This window comes from Streptomyces sp. NBC_01428, assembly GCF_036231965.1.
Taxonomy (GTDB): Bacteria; Actinomycetota; Actinomycetes; order Streptomycetales; family Streptomycetaceae; genus Streptomyces.
Genome location: NZ_CP109499.1, coordinates 7,371,541 through 7,388,120, shown reverse-complemented (window position 1 = coordinate 7,388,120; position 16,580 = coordinate 7,371,541). Strand labels below are relative to the sequence as shown.

15 protein-coding genes are annotated in these 16,580 nt (G+C 72.1%); 3 read left to right on the top strand and 12 right to left on the bottom strand.

The window, feature by feature from the left end:
* The 7 genes from cobT to OG406_RS31995 form a co-directional block, all read right to left on the bottom strand.
* Positions 1-3,708 (bottom strand): nicotinate-nucleotide--dimethylbenzimidazole phosphoribosyltransferase, encoded by a 3,708-nt coding sequence (gene cobT, locus OG406_RS32025; RefSeq protein WP_329189086.1) that lies wholly within the window; start codon positions 3,706-3,708, stop codon positions 1-3.
* A 345-nt stretch (positions 3,709-4,053) separates the two neighbouring features.
* Positions 4,054-5,265 (bottom strand): precorrin-6y C5,15-methyltransferase (decarboxylating) subunit CbiE, encoded by a 1,212-nt coding sequence (gene cbiE, locus OG406_RS32020; RefSeq protein ID WP_164371125.1) that lies wholly within the window; start codon positions 5,263-5,265, stop codon positions 4,054-4,056.
* Between the two features lie 172 nt (positions 5,266-5,437).
* The gene (locus OG406_RS32015; RefSeq protein WP_081223404.1) at positions 5,438-6,076 is read right to left on the bottom strand and encodes a GNAT family N-acetyltransferase; all 639 of its coding nucleotides are present in this window, start codon (positions 6,074-6,076) and stop codon (positions 5,438-5,440) included.
* A gap of 183 nt (positions 6,077-6,259) precedes the next feature.
* Complete coding sequence (locus tag OG406_RS32010; protein ID WP_081223405.1) at positions 6,260-7,096, bottom strand: MetQ/NlpA family ABC transporter substrate-binding protein; 837 nt, start codon at positions 7,094-7,096, stop codon at positions 6,260-6,262.
* Between the two features lie 101 nt (positions 7,097-7,197).
* Positions 7,198-7,935, bottom strand: coding sequence for a methionine ABC transporter permease (locus OG406_RS32005; RefSeq protein WP_081223406.1), 738 nt, complete (start codon positions 7,933-7,935; stop codon positions 7,198-7,200).
* Positions 7,932-8,975 (bottom strand): methionine ABC transporter ATP-binding protein, encoded by a 1,044-nt coding sequence (locus OG406_RS32000; RefSeq protein WP_267050282.1) that lies wholly within the window; start codon positions 8,973-8,975, stop codon positions 7,932-7,934. The genes OG406_RS32005 and OG406_RS32000 overlap by 4 nt, the downstream gene beginning before the upstream one ends.
* 369 nt (positions 8,976-9,344) lie before the next feature.
* A complete protein-coding gene (locus OG406_RS31995) occupies positions 9,345-9,992 on the bottom strand; it encodes an HAD family hydrolase (protein ID WP_267050283.1) in 648 nt (215 codons plus the stop codon).
* 69 nt (positions 9,993-10,061) lie between these two features.
* Between OG406_RS31995 and OG406_RS31990 the strand changes: the two genes are divergently transcribed.
* On the top strand, positions 10,062-10,421 hold the full coding sequence (locus tag OG406_RS31990) for a hypothetical protein (RefSeq protein ID WP_081223409.1): 360 nt from the start codon (positions 10,062-10,064) through the stop codon (positions 10,419-10,421).
* A gap of 1 nt (position 10,422) precedes the next feature.
* The gene (locus OG406_RS31985) at positions 10,423-10,899 is read left to right on the top strand and encodes a hypothetical protein (protein ID WP_404123344.1); all 477 of its coding nucleotides are present in this window, start codon (positions 10,423-10,425) and stop codon (positions 10,897-10,899) included.
* Between the two features lie 82 nt (positions 10,900-10,981).
* Here OG406_RS31985 and OG406_RS31980 read toward each other — a convergent pair whose 3' ends face one another.
* The 3 genes from OG406_RS31980 to OG406_RS31970 all read right to left on the bottom strand — a co-directional run bounded on the left by OG406_RS31980 (position 10,982) and on the right by OG406_RS31970 (position 13,326).
* Complete coding sequence (locus tag OG406_RS31980; RefSeq protein WP_266612193.1) at positions 10,982-11,485, bottom strand: GNAT family N-acetyltransferase; 504 nt, start codon at positions 11,483-11,485, stop codon at positions 10,982-10,984.
* Between the two features lie 57 nt (positions 11,486-11,542).
* Positions 11,543-12,037 carry a sigma-70 family RNA polymerase sigma factor gene (locus tag OG406_RS31975; RefSeq protein ID WP_164371119.1) on the bottom strand — a complete coding sequence of 165 codons (495 nt, stop codon included), beginning with the start codon at positions 12,035-12,037 and terminating at the stop codon, positions 11,543-11,545.
* Between the two features lie 125 nt (positions 12,038-12,162).
* Entirely contained in the window at positions 12,163-13,326 is a 1,164-nt protein-coding gene (locus OG406_RS31970) for a glycerophosphodiester phosphodiesterase (RefSeq protein ID WP_164371118.1), read from the bottom strand.
* 408 nt (positions 13,327-13,734) lie between these two features.
* Here OG406_RS31970 and OG406_RS31965 point away from each other — a divergent pair, with 408 nt between their 5' ends.
* Entirely contained in the window at positions 13,735-14,406 is a 672-nt protein-coding gene (locus tag OG406_RS31965) for a lysophospholipid acyltransferase family protein (protein ID WP_081223413.1), read from the top strand.
* An 84-nt stretch (positions 14,407-14,490) separates the two neighbouring features.
* Here OG406_RS31965 and OG406_RS31960 read toward each other — a convergent pair whose 3' ends face one another.
* Positions 14,491-16,008 carry an MFS transporter gene (locus tag OG406_RS31960; protein ID WP_266854479.1) on the bottom strand — a complete coding sequence of 506 codons (1,518 nt, stop codon included), beginning with the start codon at positions 16,006-16,008 and terminating at the stop codon, positions 14,491-14,493.
* The gene (locus tag OG406_RS31955; RefSeq protein WP_179165491.1) at positions 16,005-16,556 is read right to left on the bottom strand and encodes a TetR/AcrR family transcriptional regulator; all 552 of its coding nucleotides are present in this window, start codon (positions 16,554-16,556) and stop codon (positions 16,005-16,007) included. The genes OG406_RS31960 and OG406_RS31955 overlap by 4 nt, the downstream gene beginning before the upstream one ends.
* Positions 16,557-16,580 lie beyond the last annotated feature (24 nt).

Genomic DNA, 16,580 nt, shown 5'->3' with positions numbered 1-16,580 from the left:
CTACTTCTCGGTCACCCCGGCCGAGTCGAACGTCGCCACCTCGTGCATGGCGCGGGCCGCGCTCTGCACGACGGGGAGGGCCAGCAGGGCGCCGGTTCCCTCGCCGAGGCGCAGGTCGAGGTCGATCAGCGGGCGCAGGCCCAGCTTGTTCAGGGCGGCCACGTGACCGGGCTCGGCGCTGCGGTGGCCCGCGATGCAGGCGGCCAGGACCTCGGGGGCGATCGCGCGGGCCACCAGGGCGGCGGCGCCGGCGCTGACGCCGTCCAGGATCACCGGCGTGCGCAGGGACGCGCCGCCGAGGAGGAGGCCCACCATGGCGGCGTGTTCGAGTCCGCCGACGGCCGCGAGGACGCCGATGGGGTCCGCGGGGTCCGGCTGGTGGAGTTCGACGGCACGGCGGACGACCTCGGTCTTGCGGGCCAGGGTCTCGTCGTTGATGCCGGTGCCGCGTCCCGTGACCTCGGAGGGGTCGGCGCCGGTGTAGACGGCGATCAGGGCGGCCGACGCCGTGGTGTTGGCGATGCCCATCTCACCGGTGAGCAGTGCCTTGTTGCCGGCGGCCACCAGGTCGCGGGCCGTCTCGATGCCCACCTCCAGCGCCGCCACGACCTCCTCGCGGGTCATGGCGGGACCCGTCGTCATGTCGGCGGTGCCCGCGCGGACCTTGCGCGGCAGCAGTCCCGGAGTGGCCGGCAGGTCGGAGGCGACGCCCACGTCGATGACGCAGACCTCGGCGCCCACCTGGTTGGCGAAGGCGTTGCAGACCGCTCCGCCGCCCAGGAAGTTGGCCACCATCTGACCGGTGACCTCCTGCGGCCAGGGGGTGACGCCCTGCGCGTGCACCCCGTGGTCGCCGGCGAAGATCGCGACGGCGGCCGGCTCGGGGATCGGCGGCGGGCACATCCGCGACAGGCCCGACAGCTGCGCGGAGATGATCTCCAGCATGCCGAGGGCGCCCGCGGGCTTGGTCATCCGCTTCTGGCGTTCCCACGCCTCGCCGAGCGCCTTGGCGTCCAGGGGCCGGATGTTGGAGACGGTCTCGGCGAGCAGGTCGTGCGGCTCCTCGCCGGGCAGCGCGCGCCGGCCGTACGTCTCCTCGTGCACGACCCAGGACAGCGGGCGGCGCTTGGACCAGCCGGCCTGCATCAGCTCGGGCTCGTCGGGGAACTCGTCGACGTACCCGACGCACAGGTAGGCGACGACCTCCAGGTGGTCGGGGAGTCCGAGGGCGCGGACCATCTCACGCTCGTCGAAGAAGCTGACCCAGCCGACGCCGAGGCCCTCGGCGCGGGCCGCGAGCCACAGGTTCTCGACCGCGAGGGCGGAGGAGTACGGGGCCATCTGCGGCTGGGTGTGCCGGCCCAGGGTGTGCCGGCCGCCGCGGGTCGGGTCGGCGGTCACGACGATGTTCACCGGGGTGTCGAGGATGGCCTCGATCTTCAGTTCCTTGAACTGCTTGGCGCGGCCCTTGGGCAGCGACTTGGCGTAGGCCTCGCGCTGGCGCTGGGCGAGTTCGTGCATGCTGCGACGGGTGTCGGCGGAGCGGATGACGACGAAGTCCCAGGGCTGGGAGTGGCCGACGGACGGCGCGGTGTGCGCGGCCTCCAGGACCCGCAGCAGCACGTCGTGCGGGATCGGGTCGCTGCGGAAGCCGTTGCGGATGTCGCGGCGCTCGCGCATCACGCGCAGCACCGCCTCGCGCTCGGCGTCGTCGTAGCCGGGGGCAGCAGGGCCGCTGGACTCTCGTACGTCTTCCACTGCGGCCGTGCTCTCCTCCTGGTCGGCGACCCGGGTGTCCAGGTCGTCCGCGAGCTGTGCGGCGACGGGTTCCGGCTCCACGTCGAGCGGGCCGGGTTCGGCGGTCTCCCCGGGCGCCGTCTCCGCCTCGCGCGGCGCGGGAACGGCCGCCTGTGCGAAGGGCTCGGCGTCCACGGGCTCGCCGGCCGGCTCCTGCGCGGGCACGGGCGCCGCGACGAACTCGGGCTCCTGGACCGGCGGCTGCTCCTCCTCCACGGGAAGCGGCGGCACGACCATGGCGTGCGGCGGGGTGGGCGCCAGGTGCGGTGTGGTCGGCACCTGGCCCTCCACCGGCACGAACTGGCCGAAGGAGTGGTCCGCCGAGGACTCCGGGGCGGCTCCGGCGAAACCGGGGGCGGCCGGCAGGTCCTGGTGGTGCTGCTCGCCGTGCGGGTGGCCCTGCGCCGGGTGGGAGGCGGCGTGCGCGGCCACGCCGACCGGGACGCCGTGCGGGGCGTGCTGCGCCGCGTCCTCGGCGAAGGCGATGCCGTCGGGTGCGAAGGCTCCGTCCACGGGGAGCGCGCTGCCGTTCGAGGTGAAGGAGGCGTCGGCGAACGCGGCCGGCTCCGTGAACTGCTGCGCCCGGAAGTCGTCGAGACCGTCGACGGGACGGCCGTGGGAGCCGTCGGTGTGCGCGGTGAGGGCGGACAGCGCGGACTCGGAGGCGTCGAAGGTGTGCTGGGCGGGAAGCTGTTCGACGTCCGCCAGGGGCGCCTCTTCCGCGAACGGGGCGGCCGGGTCCGGCAGATGACCGTTCTGCTCGGCGAACCCGGCGGGCTGCGCCCCGTACACGTCCTGCTCGCCGGTCTCCTGCGGAGCCTGCTCGGCGACGGGCTCCTCGACCGGCGCCGGGTACGGCTCGGCGACGACGGCTTCGGCGTCCCCCTGCGCGGGGGCGTCCGTCGCGTACAGGGCGGGATCGGTGTCCGTGGGCACCGGCTGCTCGGCCGACTGGACGGAGTCCGGGGCGCCGAGGGTCAGCGGGGTGTCCGGGAACTGCGGGGCGTCGGAGACCTGCGGGGCCGACGGGACGTCCGCCGCGGGCGCCGCCTCGGGTGCGGGGCCTTCCATCGGGGCCTGGGCCTGGGCGACGTCCAGGGGATCGACGTGCTGAGGGCCGACGTCCTGGGGCTCGTCGTCCTGGAGGTCGAGGGCCGCTTCCGCGGCCTGGGGCGCGGGCGCCTGTGCGGGCTCCGCTTCCTGACCGTGGTCGAAGGGAGCGGCGGGGAACTCCGGCTGCCCGGCGCCCGCGTCGTCGTGCGCCTCGGCGTCGGGAGCGGTTCCGGGGATCACCGTTTCGGGGATCACGGCCTGCTCCGGGACGACCGTTTCTGCAACCGGGGCCTCGGGGCCCGGCTGCGGAGCGCCCCAGGGCACGGCGCCCTGCGGCGAGGTGTCCCCCGCCGGCGGAATGTCGAGGTACTCGGGTCCCACGGTCGGCGGGCCCGCGTGCCGCATCGGGGTGACCGGCGCGGCCATGGAACCGGGCCGGGAGCCCGCGGGCCCGCGGTCGGCCAGCGAGCGCACCGGGCTGGAGGAGCCGTCGGGCGTGGGCGGGCCGAGGTGCAGCGGGCGCCGCGGTGGCACGGGCTGCGGCGCGGGGACCTGGCCGACCGCGCGGACGGCGCCGAGATCGACCGAGCCGGTGTCACGACCGGCCGTCTCGTGCGGGCCGGGCTCGTGCGGGCCCGGCTCGGGGGCGAAGGGCATCGGGGCCGGCGGCGGCACCTCGTTGCCCCAGGCGCCCTGGGCACCGGGGGCGCCCGGCAGCAGAAGCAGGTCGTCGTCCTCGGCGGGGCTCACGGAGGGGTCGAGGTAGGTGTACGCGCCCGGCGCGGCGACGCCCGGCTGCTCCACCATGCCTGCGCTCTCCGGCATTCCCTCGCCCGGGACCTGGCCGGTGTCGGTCATGCGTACCCCTCGCCCATCGGTTAGTGCTTCCAAGTCCAGCTCGCCCGGAACGGCGCACCGACCGCCCCGTAGTCAAGAACGAGCGTGCGTGCCCAGCGGCACGAACGACCGGCCAACAAAGACGACAAAGCCATTAACTGGCATTGTCCCGGTCGTCCCGCCCTCGCGGCGGCATGATCCGCGAGTGCCCGCTGTGGACTGCGCCACGTTGCGCGTCCTCCGGTTCTGCCGTACCACACACGCCTCAAAACGGGCGGGTTTTCCGGACATTGGCCTACGAAAGGCCGACCCCACGGGAGCGGTACAACGATCGGCCAGCCTACCGCGCGCAGTACGACAACAGGATCACGGGGCGCGATCCGGCAGACGGCCGCTGAGCAGGAACGCGACGCTCCGCTCCTTCTCCGTCCAGGCCTTCGTGTCGAGTTCGACGGACTGGATGAGGGCGCACTCGACGTCGTAACCGTGTTCGGTCAGGTCGCGGCCGATCAGTTCGGCGGCGTCACGGGTGGAGGCGTGCGCGACGATGCGCTGGGGACGGCGGTCGGCGACGGCGGAGACGACCGCCGCTCCCCCGCCGCCGATGCGGACGACGTCCGGTTCGGGCAGGTCTTCGAGGATGTGCGGGGCGGTTCCGTGCACGACCTGCATCTGGACGCCGAAGCGCCGGGCCGCGTGCTCGGTGCGGGCGCAGGAGCCCGGGCTGCGGTCGACCGCTATGACGGCGGCACCGGTGCGGGCGGCCTCGGTGGCGAACGCCCCGCTGCCGCAGCCGATGTCCCAGACGAGGTCGCCGACGCGCGGCCCCAGGCGGGCGAGTTGGGCGGCCCGCAGCAGATCCGTTTCGCCTTCGCCGAGCGCTCCGCCGTACGTCTCGGCGGGCAGCGCCCAGCCGCGCGGCCCGGCGCCGGGCTCCCTGCCCGCGATCCAGCCGCCCCCTTCGGCGGTGGCCACGAATCCGCCGATGACGATCACGACGTTGGGGTCGCGCCAGGTGTGGTCGGCCGCCTTGTCCGAGGTCAGCATCGTGACCTGTTCGGCGGAGGTGCCGAGTTCCTCGCAGATGACGAAGGTGCGGTGCACGCCGTCCAGCAACAACCCCAGTTCGGCGGGGCCGGCGCCGGGTGAGGTGAGGACGGCGACCTTGGTGTGGGCGCGGCACACGTTCACCGCGCGGCGCAGCGTACGGCCGTGGGCGACGACCACCTGCGCGTCGTCCCAGGGCATCCCCGCGCGGGCGAAGGCGGCGGCCACCGCGGAGACGGCGGGGACGACCTCGACCTCCAGGCCGAACTCGGGAGCGCGCAGGGTGCGCACGACTCCGAAGAACCCGGGGTCCCCGTCGGCGAAGACGACGGCGGTGCCGCGGTGGCCGGCGATGCGACGGGCGGCGAGTCCGACGCTGCCGAGGCGGATGCGTTCGGCGCGCTCGGGCACCTCGGGGAGCGCGAGATGGTGGGCCGCGCCCGCCACCAGGGTGGCGGCGCCGAGAGCGGAGCGCGCCGCGGCAGTCAGGGGCGAACCGTCCCAGCCGATCACCGTGACCCGGTCGGCCATCGTCGTCAGTCTCCAGAAGGTCGTCGCGGGTCCTCAGGTGCTGCCCGAGCGGGCTCCGTGAGGGTACCTGGTGTGCCCGGGCGGTGCCCTGCCGGTCCGGACGGCGCGACGCGCGGGCTCCCGTGCGCCGACGCTTCCGGCGCGTGGACCGCCCTCCCTGTGCCCGCCCCGCTCAGTTCCAGTCGTTGTACGAGGTGTAGCCGCCGGCGTCGGCGCGGTGCTCGCCGACGTCCTCCAGGTCCTCGGGGAGCAGGCTCCACACGATGAAGTCGGTGCGCAGGTCGGCCCAGGTGCCGTCCTCGGTCCGGGTACGCGCTATGCAGGCGTTGCGCAGGACGCCCTCGCTGATGCAGCCGATCTTCTGGGCGACCTGCTGGGAGGCGGTGTTGTCGGCGGCCGTCCGCAGCTCGAGGCGTTCGAACTTCTGGTCCCCGAAGAGCCATCGGGCGGTCGCGAGCGCCGCCTCGGAGGCGTAGCCCTCACCGCGTGCCCAGGGGGCGATGATGTAGGAGAGCTCGGTGGAGCGCACGCGCCAGTTCGTCTTGCCGAGCTGGATGACGCCGACCAGGCGCTGGGTGAGGAACTCGGTGACGGCGAGGTCGAGTCCACGCCCCTCGGCGCGTTCCGTGGGCGCGTAGTCGGTGATCCAGTGGCGGGCGCCGTCCTCGGAGAACGGCTGCGGGATCGACGTCCAGGCCGCCACCATCTCGTCGTTCATCATCTCGGCCAGCGGAGCGACGTCGTCCTCGTCGAGCGCACGCAGGACCAACCGCTCCGTGCTGATGGAGATGTCGGGGAAGGTGCTCGTCATGCGACGCTCCGTAACCGTCGGGGACTTCGGACCTGATGTACCGCCAGGTTCGCTGAACTGCCCAGCATGCAGCATGAAACCACCGAACCGCACAACGGGGTCCACTCCCGGTAATGGAGTGGACCCCGTGCGGTGACCGGCGGGGCCGTGCGGCCCCTCGGTCGGTGAACTGCCGCTTCCCGCCTACTTGAAGGAGGGGATGACGGAGCCGGCGTACTTGTCCTCTATGAACTTCTTGACCTCGGGCGAGGTGAGGAGCTTCGCGAGCTTCTTCACGCGCGGGTCGTTCTCGTTGCCCTTCTTGACGGCGAGGAAGTTGCCGTAGGGGTTGTTCGTCGCGGACTCCAGGACGAGGGCGTCCTTGGCGGGCTTGAGACCGGCGGAGATGGCGTAGTTGCCGTTGATCACCGCGGCGTCCACGTCGTCCAGGGAGCGCGGGGTCTGAGCCGCCTCGACCTCCTTGAACTTCAGGTTCTTCGGGTTCTTGGAGATGTCCTGCGGGGTCGCCTCGTTGCCGACGCCGTCCTTGAGGGTGATGAGCCCCTTGGAGGCGAGCAGCTTCAGGGCGCGCGCCTCGTTCACCGCGTCGTTGGGGACGGCGACGGTCGCACCGCTCTTCAGGGCGTCGGAGCTCTTCACCTTGTGGGAGTAGAGGCCGAGCGGCTCCAGGTGCACCGTGACGACGGGCACGATGTGGGTGCCGCGCTTCTTGTTGAAGTCGTCGAGGTACGGCTGGTTCTGGAAGTAGTTGGCGTCCACCGAGCCGTCCTCGGTCGCCGTGTTCGGGACGATGTAGTCCTGGAACTCCTTGACCTCCAGGTCCAGGCCCGCCTTCTTCGCCAGGTTCTTCTTGACGAAGTTCAGGATCTCGGCGTGCGGGACGGGACTGGCGGCGACGACGAGCGGGCCGCTCGTGTCGGAGGAGGACGCGGAGTCCTTGTCGGAGCCGCAGGCGGAGAGGCCGAGGGTAAGGGCTCCGGCGGCGAGGACAGCGGTGGTGATCTTGGCGGTGTTACGCACGAAAAGTGCCTTTCCTTATGGGTGGTGCCGCCCCGTCATGAGGTGGACGGGGAAACCGAGGGGGGTGGATGCCGGCGGCCGGAGGACGGGCCGCCGGGGTGTCAGGCGACCGTGCCGACGTCGGCGGCGGAGGTCTCCCGGGACTTGAGGAACCGCAGCTTCGGGGCGGCGCCCGACCCACCGCCGCGGCGGTGCAGGCCGCGGGCCGCGTAGTCGCCGGCGAACTGGATGAGGGAGATGACGACCGCGAGGATGGCGACGGTGATCCACATCATGGTGGTCTCGAAGCGCTGGTAGCCGTACCGGATGGCGATGTCGCCGAGGCCGCCCGCGCCGACGGTGCCGGCCATCGCCGAGTAGCCGATGAGGGCGACGATCGTGGTGGTCGCCGAGGAGATCAGCGAGGGCAGCGACTCGGGCACGAGGACCCGGCGGACGACGGTCCAGGTGTTGCCGCCCATCGCCTGCACGGCCTCGACGAGTCCGCCGTCCACCTCGCGGACCGCCGTCTCGACGAGGCGGGCGAAGAACGGGATCGCGCCGACGGCGAGCGGCACGATGGCCGCCTCGCGTCCGATGGTGGTCCCGGTGATCGTGCGCGTGAAGCTCATCAGCGCGACCATCAGGATGATGAACGGCAGCGAGCGGGCGACGTTCACGACCTGCCCGACGATCTTGTTCACGACCACGTTCTGCAGGAGTCCGCCGCGGTCGGTGAGGACGAGCAGGACGCCGAGCGGGAGACCGCCGACGATGGCTATGAGCGTGGACCAGCCGACCATGTAGAGGGTGTCCCAACACGCCTGGGACAGCAGGGGCTGCATCTCGGACCAGGTCACTTGGCACCTTCCTTCACCAGCACGGACTCCGGGGCGTCCTGTTCGACGACGTCGATCTGCAGGCCCTGCTCGCGGAGGAAGCCGATGGGCACGACGTTCTCCTCGTAGCCGCCGGGCAGTTCGATGCGCATCCGGCCGACCTGGCGTCCCGCGACGGTGTCCATCGCGGCGCCGAGGATCGAGATGTCGATGTTGTAGGTGCGCGAGAGCTGCGAGATGACCGGCCGGGTCGCCGCCTCGCCGACGAAGGTGACGTCGATGACGGTGCGGTCGTCGCCGGACACGTCGCCGCTGACCGGGAAGAGCGCGGAGGCCAGTTCGGAGCCGGGCGTCGCGAGGAGTTCGCTGACGGTGCCGGACTCGACGACGCGGCCCCGGTCCATCAGCGCGGCCGAGTCGCAGATCGACTTGACCACGTCCATCTCGTGCGTGATCAGCAGGACGGTCAGGCCCAGCTGGCGGTTCAGGTCGCGCAGCAGCTGGAGGATGGAGCGGGTGGTCTCCGGGTCGAGGGCGCTGGTCGCCTCGTCGGAGAGCAGCACCTTGGGGTCGCCGGCCAGGGCGCGGGCGATGCCGACGCGCTGCTTCTGGCCGCCGGAGAGCTGCGCGGGGTAGGCCTTGGCCTTGTCGGAGAGGCCGACCAGGTCGAGGAGTTCGAGTGCCTTGGAGGACCGCCGCCTGCCCGAGACGCCGAGGATCTCGAGCGGGAGCTCGACGTTGTCCTGGACCGTGCGCGAGGACAGCAGGTTGAAGTGCTGGAAGACCATGCCGATCCGGCTGCGCGCCTGGCGGAGCTCGCGGCCCGCGCGCGGGCCGCGCCCGGCGAGCGCCGTGAGGTCCTGTCCGGCGACGGTGACCGTGCCGGCGGTGGGGCGCTCCAGCAGGTTGACGCAGCGGATGAGGGAGGACTTGCCGGCGCCGGACTGACCGATGACGCCGTACACCTCGCCTTCGCGGACATGCAGATCGACGCCGTCGAGGGCGGTCACTTCACGGCCGCGCGAGCGGTAGACCTTGGTGAGGCCCGTTGTCGTGATCACTGGGGGGATTCCGTCACTGTCGAGTGCGGGCGTGGGTGTACGCCGGGGCACGGGTGCATGCGGGCGGGAACGCGACACGGATTCTCGCGATGGCGATGAACCGGAGGGAGAACAGGTGCGCGAGGCAACCCGGTCACGTACGCGGTACGGACACAGGGCGCGGCGATCCCGCTTCGGGGCGCGGGATCAGGCGGTGGTGCGGGGGCCCTCTAGAAGGCGCACATTCGACACATACAGCGAGCACCGGGCGTCATGGTCGCCTCGGTCGCAAGGATGCGGCTGCTCGTCGTGGTCATGGGATGAAGTAAAGCAGACGCCAAGCGGGGAGCCGCCACCGCTGTCCGTATAGCGGACAGCGGTGGACACGGTTCAGTCCCGGGCGGAGAGCTCCACGCCCCCGTCGGTGACCAGGACCGACAGGGCGGAGAGGTCCTCGACGACGTGGTCGGCGTCCAGCTCGTGGGCCTGGTGCGTTGTGGCCAACGCCACGGTGGTCATCCCGGCGGCGCGGCCCGACTGGAGGCCGGCCGGGGCGTCCTCGAAGACGACGCAGCGGGCGGGGTCGACGCCGAGCCGGCGGGCGGCGAGCAGGTAGGGCTCCGGGTCGGGCTTGCCGCGGGTGATGTCGTCGGCGGCGATCAGCGTCTTGGGGAGGATGCCGACCTCGGAGAGGCGGGCCTCGGCGAGCCGGCGGGTCGCCGAGGTGACGACGGCCCAGCGCTCGGCGGGCAGGGCGGCGAGCAGCGCGAGGGTGCCGGGAAGCGGGACGACCCCGCCCGCGACGTCCTCGATCTCCAGTTGCTCGACCCTGGCGAGGGCCTCGGGCGCGGTCTCGGGGGGCAGCAGATCGGCGACGATCTCGGCGGCGGGGCGGCCGTGCAGTTCGATGCGGGCGAAGTCCTCGGCGGTGATGCCGTACTCCTGCGCCCAGCGGGTCCAGCAGCGGTTCACCGAGTCCAGGGACGAGACGAGGGTGCCGTCGTTGTCGAACAGGAGGGCCTCAGCGTGGATCTTCATGCCCTCGACCCTACGGGCCACCCCGGGGGCGAGCGCATCGGGCCTTTTGGCCCGTAATAGGGTCGCGGCATGCTTGATGCCCTGACGGTCGCGACGGCTGTCGCCGCGCTCGCGCTCGCCGCCTGGTGCGGCTGGGCCGCCTACCGTGATCAGCCGACGAAGGACTGGCACTTCATCGGCATGGCCGTGGTGTCGCTGCTCGCCGCGGTCCAGCTGGTGGTCGGCGTGGTCCAGCTGGCGCGCGGCGAGAAGCCGGAGCAGGGCACGACGATCTTCGTGGCGTATCTGCTCGGCGCCTTCGCGTGCGTTCCCGCCGTGGCGTTCATGTCGCTGGCGGAGCGGACGCGCTGGGGTTCGGTCACGGTGGCGGCGGGCGGCATCGTCCTCGCCGTGCTCGAAGTGCGGCTCTACGACATCTGGGGAGGCTGAGATGACGGCCACGGAGGAGAACACGAGCGTGCCTCGGGACGGGCGGGACGACACGGTGCACGAGGAGCCCGCGGCCACCGGGCGCACCCGGCTCATCAGCGGCCCCGGGATGCTGCTGGTCTGGCTGTACGGGGTGATGGTGGTCGGCGCGGTCTCGCGGTCGGCCGTGCAGATCTCCACGGAGTTCGACAAGGCTCCGCTCGCCTACTCGCTGTCCGCGGTCGCCGGTCTCGTCTACGGCTTCATCACGTACTCGCTCGTGCGGGGCGGGGAGAGGGCGCGCAGGGCGGCGCTGGTGTGCTGCGCCGCCGAGCTCGCGGGCGTGCTGATCGTCGGGACGTGGACGCTGGTGGAGCCGTCGGCCTTCCCCGACGCCACGGTGTGGTCGGACTACGGGATGGGCTATCTCTTCATCCCGGTCCTGCTGCCGCTGTCGGCGATGTACTGGCTGCGCACGGCGCGTACCACCGCCCGTTAGCGACTGCTGCGGCCGCCGGATCCGGCTCCCGCCCCTCGGCGGGGTGCCGGCCGGGCGGGGTGCCGGCCGACGGCCGGGGCCGTCAGGCGCTGGTGGCGTACGCGACGGTGTCGGCGCCCTTGGCGAGGGTCACCAGGGTCAGCCGCTCGTCGACCTGCTCCCGGGAGACGGGCGCGTAGCCGTGCTTGCGGTACAGGCGCAGGTTGTGCTCGCTGCGGTGGCCGGTGAAGAGCTGGAAGGACGTGGCCGCGCCGTCCGCGCCCAGCCGGGTCTCGATCGCGGCGAGCAGCCGTCCGCCGAGGCCGTGCCGCTGCATGCGCGGGTGCACGATGAGCTTGTTGATCCGGGCCGTCCCGTCGGCGTCGACGGCGCCCCGGACGGAGGCCACCACCTCGTCGCCGAGCCGGGCCACCAGGACCGTGGCGTCCGCGAGTTCCGCCCTGAGCGATTCGAGCGGCTGGGTGAGCGGCTCGATGCCGTAGTCGCCGTACAGCGCGGCCTCACTCTGGTAGCAGAGGTACTGCAGCTTCAGGATCTGTTCTGCGTCCTGCTCGGTCGCCGCCGAGATGGTCACGCTCATGCCCATGTGTGCATGCCTCCCGCTCACCTGTTCACCGGTCGTCCCCCACTCCTATCCCCGTCGTCAGTGGGCCGCAACCTCCACCGCGAGCAATCGCCGCAGACATCCCAGGCATCTGGAACGTTCCGGACCCAGACTGCCCTGTGAGATACCCAACTCGCCTGCGATCTCCCGGTACGTGAGGTCTTCCGGGGAGAGCAGCGCGGCCATCAGGCCACGGCAGCGGCGGGGCAGCCGGCGCACGGCCGCGTGCAGTTCACGGCGCCGGTCGGCGGTCATCGCCTGCTGTTCGGGGCCGTGCCGCCGGTCGTCCGCGGGTTCGACGGCGTACGGCTGCTCGGCGCGTGCCGTACGGCGGCTGATTCGGGCCTCGGAGCGCACCGCGCGGCGCAGCCATCCCGGCGGGTCGGCGGGCGGGCCCGCGGTGTCCAGCCGCTCCAGGAGGCGGAGCCAGACGGCCTGTTCCAGATCGTTCTGCTCGGTGCCGGACGCGTGGGCCTCGGCCGACGCCTCGGCGGCGAGCAGCGGCCGGAGCGCGGAAACCATCTCGTGGGTCATGTGCGGCACGACGCGGCCGCCCCGGCAGGAGGTTGCCGGGACGGCCGGTTGTCACCCCATCCGGGGTGACACGGGCGCCGGTTGACGGTCCGGCGCGCGGTGCGGTGTGCCGTCGGGCCGGCGGTTCAGCGGGCGAGGAAGTCCGCGCGGGCCAGCAGCGCCGTGTCGGCGTTGTCGGAGAAGACGCCGTCGATGCCCGTCTCGAAGTACGCCTTGAACGCGCCGAAGGCGTCCCCGTACGCGGTCGGGTCCGTGCCCTTGCGGAAGTTGGCCGGCAGGAACGGGTTCTCGTTGCGCATGGTGTAGGGGTGCAGGACGAGGCCCGCGTGGTGCGCGTCGGCGACGAGCGTGGTCGGCGTGGTGAGGTTGCCGGCCGCGTCCTTGGGGATGACGAGGTCGAGCGTGGGGCCGATGCCCTGGGCGAACGAGGCGATCCACTGCAGGCCCTGGGGCGTGACCAGGTCGGCGACGGTGCGCGGGTCTCCCGTCGCGACGAAGTCCCAGGGGCGGGTGTCCGCGCCCGAGAGGAGTACGGCGAGCGGGTTCCCGACGAGCTTGTCCAGCCGCTGGATGCTGGTCGGCTCGAAGGACTGCAGGATGACCGGCGAGTCCTTCTTGTCCTTTCCGTACCTGCGCAGGAGCTTGGCGACGCGCTCCTCCAGGCCGAGGCCGAGCGCCCGGAAGTAGGTGGGGTGCTTGGTCTCGGGGTAGATCCAGACCTGCTTGCCGCGCTTGCGGGTCTGCTCGTCCTGCCAGCGGAGCACCTCTTCGAAGGTGGGGATCTCCCAGCGCCCGTTGTAGAGGGTGTTGTGCGGGCGGTTGGCGGGGATGCGCTCGACGGCGCGCAGCGTCTTCAGCTCGGCGAGGGTGAAGTCCTCGGTGAACCAGCCGGTGGTGGGGACGCCGTCCAGCGTCTTGGTCGTTTTGCGCGCGGCGAACTCGGGGTGCGCGGCGACGTCGGTGGTCCCGCCGATCTCCGGTTCGTGGCGGCAGACGAGGTGACCGTCCTTGGTCGGGACGAGGTCACCGGCCTCGACGACGTCGGCGCCGAGGTCGAGGGCGAGCTGGTACGAGCCGAAGGTGTGCTCCGGCCGGTAGCCGCTGGCGCCGCGGTGACCGATGATCGTCGGCTTGGGCAGTCCGCGGTAGCCGCCGCCTCCGTGGCGCTCGTCGGCTCTCGCCGTGCCGGGCAGTCCGAGGACCGCACCTCCGGCTCCGAGCACCGCGGCCCCGAGCAGCGTCCGCCGCGCCGTGCCCCGCTCCTGACCGTTCGACTCCTGCACTCCCATGAGCGTTCCTCCCGCCGTAGGTGCCCTGCCTGTCGAGCGGGACGATCGTAGGTGTCCCCGTGTGACGGGAGGGAGGCCTGCGGCGGAACAGTCGATGATTCCGGGCGGGTGCCGGGGATGCGGAACCTGATGGTCCGTCCGCTTCGGTCCGGGGCGGCGGGGTACCCGGGAGGCAGCGGCGAGTGGGCGGCGAACCTTGGCGGGGTCACCCGTTCGCCGGTGCGGCGCGCGATGTCCGTCACATCGTGTCGCCCCGATGTCGGCCGCCCACAGGCGTGCCACCGCAGGTAAACGTGCGTCAACACCGCGTATCCAGTCGGTGAACCCGATGTGCAATCACCCGGGAACCGCGAGTATCGTCCTCACCTGCACAGACTCCATACCGATCCCTTGACACCGGAGGGCCTGTTGTCCCGCTTCGCGCTCATCAAGGCAGCGCTCGGACCGATCATGCGCCTGATGTTCCGTCCTCGGGTGGAGGGCGTGGAGCACATTCCGGGCGACGGTCCGGTGATCCTGGCCGGCAACCACCTCACGTTCATCGACTCGATGATCCTTCCGCTGGTCTGCGACCGGCAGGTGCTGTTCATCGGCAAGGACGAGTACGTCACGGGCAAGGGCTTCAAGGGCCGGCTGATGGCGTGGTTCTTCACCGGCGTCGGCATGATCCCGGTGGACCGCGACGGCGCCAACGGCGGTGTCGCGGCGCTGATGACCGGCCGCCGCATCCTGGAGGAGGGCAAGGTCTTCGGCATCTACCCCGAGGGCACCCGCTCCCCCGACGGCCGGCTCTACCGCGGCCGCACCGGCATCGCCCGCCTCACCCTGATGACCGGGGCACCGGTCGTGCCGTTCGCGATGATCGGCACCGACAAGCTCCAGCCGGGCGGCGCGGGCATCCCGCGCCCGGGCAAGGTCACCGTCCGCTTCGGCCCCGCCATGGAGTTCTCCCGGTACGAGGGCATGGACCGTGACCGGTACGTGCTGCGCGCCGTGACCGACTCGGTGATGACCGAGGTCATGCGGCTGTCCGGCCAGGAGTACGTGGACATGTACGCGACGAAGGCGAAGGCCGCGTAGGGCTTCGCCCGCACGACACGCGAAACGGGGTGGGCCCCGGCCGGTGGATACCGGCCGGGGCCCACCCGTTCGTGTTCGCGGTCCTTACGTCTCCAGCTTCTGGCCGCGCAGCAGGAACCAGGCCGCCACCGCGGTGGCGAGCAGCACGACGGCTCCCGCGCCGGACGCCAGCGCCAGCCCGTCCACGAAGGACTCGCGGGCGGCGTTCAGCATCGCCTCGGCGGCCGGTGCGGGCAGGCTCGCGGCCGCCTCCACCGCTCCGCCCAGGGAGTCGTGCGCCGCGGCGGGGGTGCCCGCCGGGCCGCTGAAGCCGGCGTAGACGCCGGTCACGACGGAGCCGAGCAGGGCGATGCCGAGGGCCGCGCCGAGTTCGTACGCCGTCTCGGAGACCGCGGACGCGGCGCCCGCCTGGTCCTTGGGCACGGTCGACAGGATCACGTCGGCGGTCACCGTGAACGAGAAGCCGGCACCGATGCCGACGACCAGCAGGGCCGCGCCGAGGACCGGGTAGCCCGTCGACTGGCCGAGCACGGTGAGCGTGCCGAGCGCGAGGCCCACCGCGGCGAGGCCGCCGGAGACGACGACGCGCACGGAGAACCGGCGGGCGTAGCGGCCCGCGACCAGACCGGCGGCGACGGCGCCGACCGCGGCCGGGATCTCGGCGAGCCCGGCTTCGAACGGGCCGCGTCCCTGCACGAGTTGCAGGTACTGGGAGAGGAAGAACACCAGCCCGGACAGACCGAGGACGGTGAACAGATCGGCGAGCACGGCACCGGAGAAGCCCCGGTGGCGGAAGAGGCGGACGTCCAGCAGGGGCGCGGGCAGCGTGAGCTGACGGCGCACGAACCAGACGAGCGCGGCGACGCCGAGCAGTCCGGTGGCGAACACCGCGCCGCTCGGACCGTGCGCGGCGGCCTCCTTCACCGCGTAGACCACGCCGATCACACCGACGAGGGACAGCGTCACGCTGATCAGGTCCCAGGGCCCGTGACTGGGGCTCTTCGACTCGGGCAGCAGCTTGATGCCGACGAGGACGAGGACCACCATCACCGGAAGGTTGATGAGGAAGACCGAGCCCCACCAGAAGTGTTCGAGCAGGAAACCGCCGACCACCGGGCCGACGGCGGTACCGGCGGAGGCCGTCGCGCCCCAGATGCCGATGGCGAGGCTGCGCTCGCGCGGGTCGTGGAAGATGTTGCGGATCAGGGCGAGGGTGGCGGGCATCAGGGTCGCGCCCGCGACGCCGAGCAGCGCCCGCGCCAGGATCATCATCTCGGGTGTCGTCGCGTACGCGTTGAGCACGGATACGAGCCCGAACGCCGTCGCGCCGACGAGCAGCAGCTTCTTGCGGCCGATGCGGTCGCCGAGGCTGCCCATCGAGACGAGCAGTCCGGCGATGACGAAGGAGTAGACGTCCCCGATCCACAGGAGCTGGGTGCCCGAGGGCTTCAGGTCCTCGCTGATGTACGGGGTCGCGAGGCCGAGGACGGTCGCGTCGACGGCCACCAACAGCACGGCGAGGACGAGGACGGAGAGCGCGAGCCAGCGGCCCGGGCGCTTCTCCACCTCCGCCGCGACGGCCGGCTGCAGGGTGCTGGTCATGGTTCCTCTCTCCGTAGCGCTCCGCCGAGCAGCAGCTCGACGATCATGTGGTGGAAGTCGTTGGCGGCGATCCGGCCCTCGGTGACGGCCCAGGACGCGGAGGCCATCAGGCCGTAGAGCGCCTCGGTGAGCCAGGGGGGTGTGAGGTCGATGCGGAACTCGCCGCTCTCCTGGCCGCGCCGGAACAGCGCGGACATCCGGGCGTCGAGCCGGGCCCAGCCCTCGTGCTGCCCGTCCCCCTCGAACAGCTGGTTCTCCGTGTAGAGGAAGGCGAGCAGTCCGGCCGCCTTCTCCAGCTCCTTCACCAGGCGGCGCACGGCCTCCTGGGCGGTGCCCTCGTCCAGGCGGGCGGCGTCCAGGGCCGCCTCGCACTCCTCGATGCCGAGGGCCTCCAGCGCCCGTACGAGCGCGTCGCGTCCGGCGAACTGGCGGTGCAGCGTGGCCCGGCTGATCCCGGCGGCCTTCGCGACCTCGTCCATGGTCGCGGTGGATTTCCGGGTCAGCAGGGCGGCTGCGCTGCGCAGCACGTGGTCACGATCGACAGCCATGAGACAAGAGTACCCCAGATGAGA

What these genes read in the sequence shown, in the direction of transcription:
- cobT (WP_329189086.1), bottom strand. Translation starts at nt 3,708, where the DNA reads ATGACCGACACCGGCCAGGTCCCGGGCGAGGGAATGCCGGAGAGCGCA.
- cbiE (WP_164371125.1), bottom strand. Translation starts at nt 5,265, where the DNA reads ATGGCCGACCGGGTCACGGTGATCGGCTGGGACGGTTCGCCCCTGACT.
- OG406_RS32015 (WP_081223404.1), bottom strand. Translation starts at nt 6,076, where the DNA reads ATGACGAGCACCTTCCCCGACATCTCCATCAGCACGGAGCGGTTGGTC.
- OG406_RS31995 (WP_267050283.1), bottom strand. Translation starts at nt 9,992, where the DNA reads ATGAAGATCCACGCTGAGGCCCTCCTGTTCGACAACGACGGCACCCTC.
- OG406_RS31990 (WP_081223409.1), top strand. Translation starts at nt 10,062, where the DNA reads ATGCTTGATGCCCTGACGGTCGCGACGGCTGTCGCCGCGCTCGCGCTC.
- OG406_RS31985 (WP_404123344.1), top strand. Translation starts at nt 10,423, where the DNA reads ATGACGGCCACGGAGGAGAACACGAGCGTGCCTCGGGACGGGCGGGAC.
- OG406_RS31980 (WP_266612193.1), bottom strand. Translation starts at nt 11,485, where the DNA reads ATGGGCATGAGCGTGACCATCTCGGCGGCGACCGAGCAGGACGCAGAA.
- OG406_RS31975 (WP_164371119.1), bottom strand. Translation starts at nt 12,037, where the DNA reads ATGACCCACGAGATGGTTTCCGCGCTCCGGCCGCTGCTCGCCGCCGAG.
- OG406_RS31970 (WP_164371118.1), bottom strand. Translation starts at nt 13,326, where the DNA reads ATGGGAGTGCAGGAGTCGAACGGTCAGGAGCGGGGCACGGCGCGGCGG.
- OG406_RS31960 (WP_266854479.1), bottom strand. Translation starts at nt 16,008, where the DNA reads ATGACCAGCACCCTGCAGCCGGCCGTCGCGGCGGAGGTGGAGAAGCGC.
- OG406_RS31955 (WP_179165491.1), bottom strand. Translation starts at nt 16,556, where the DNA reads ATGGCTGTCGATCGTGACCACGTGCTGCGCAGCGCAGCCGCCCTGCTG.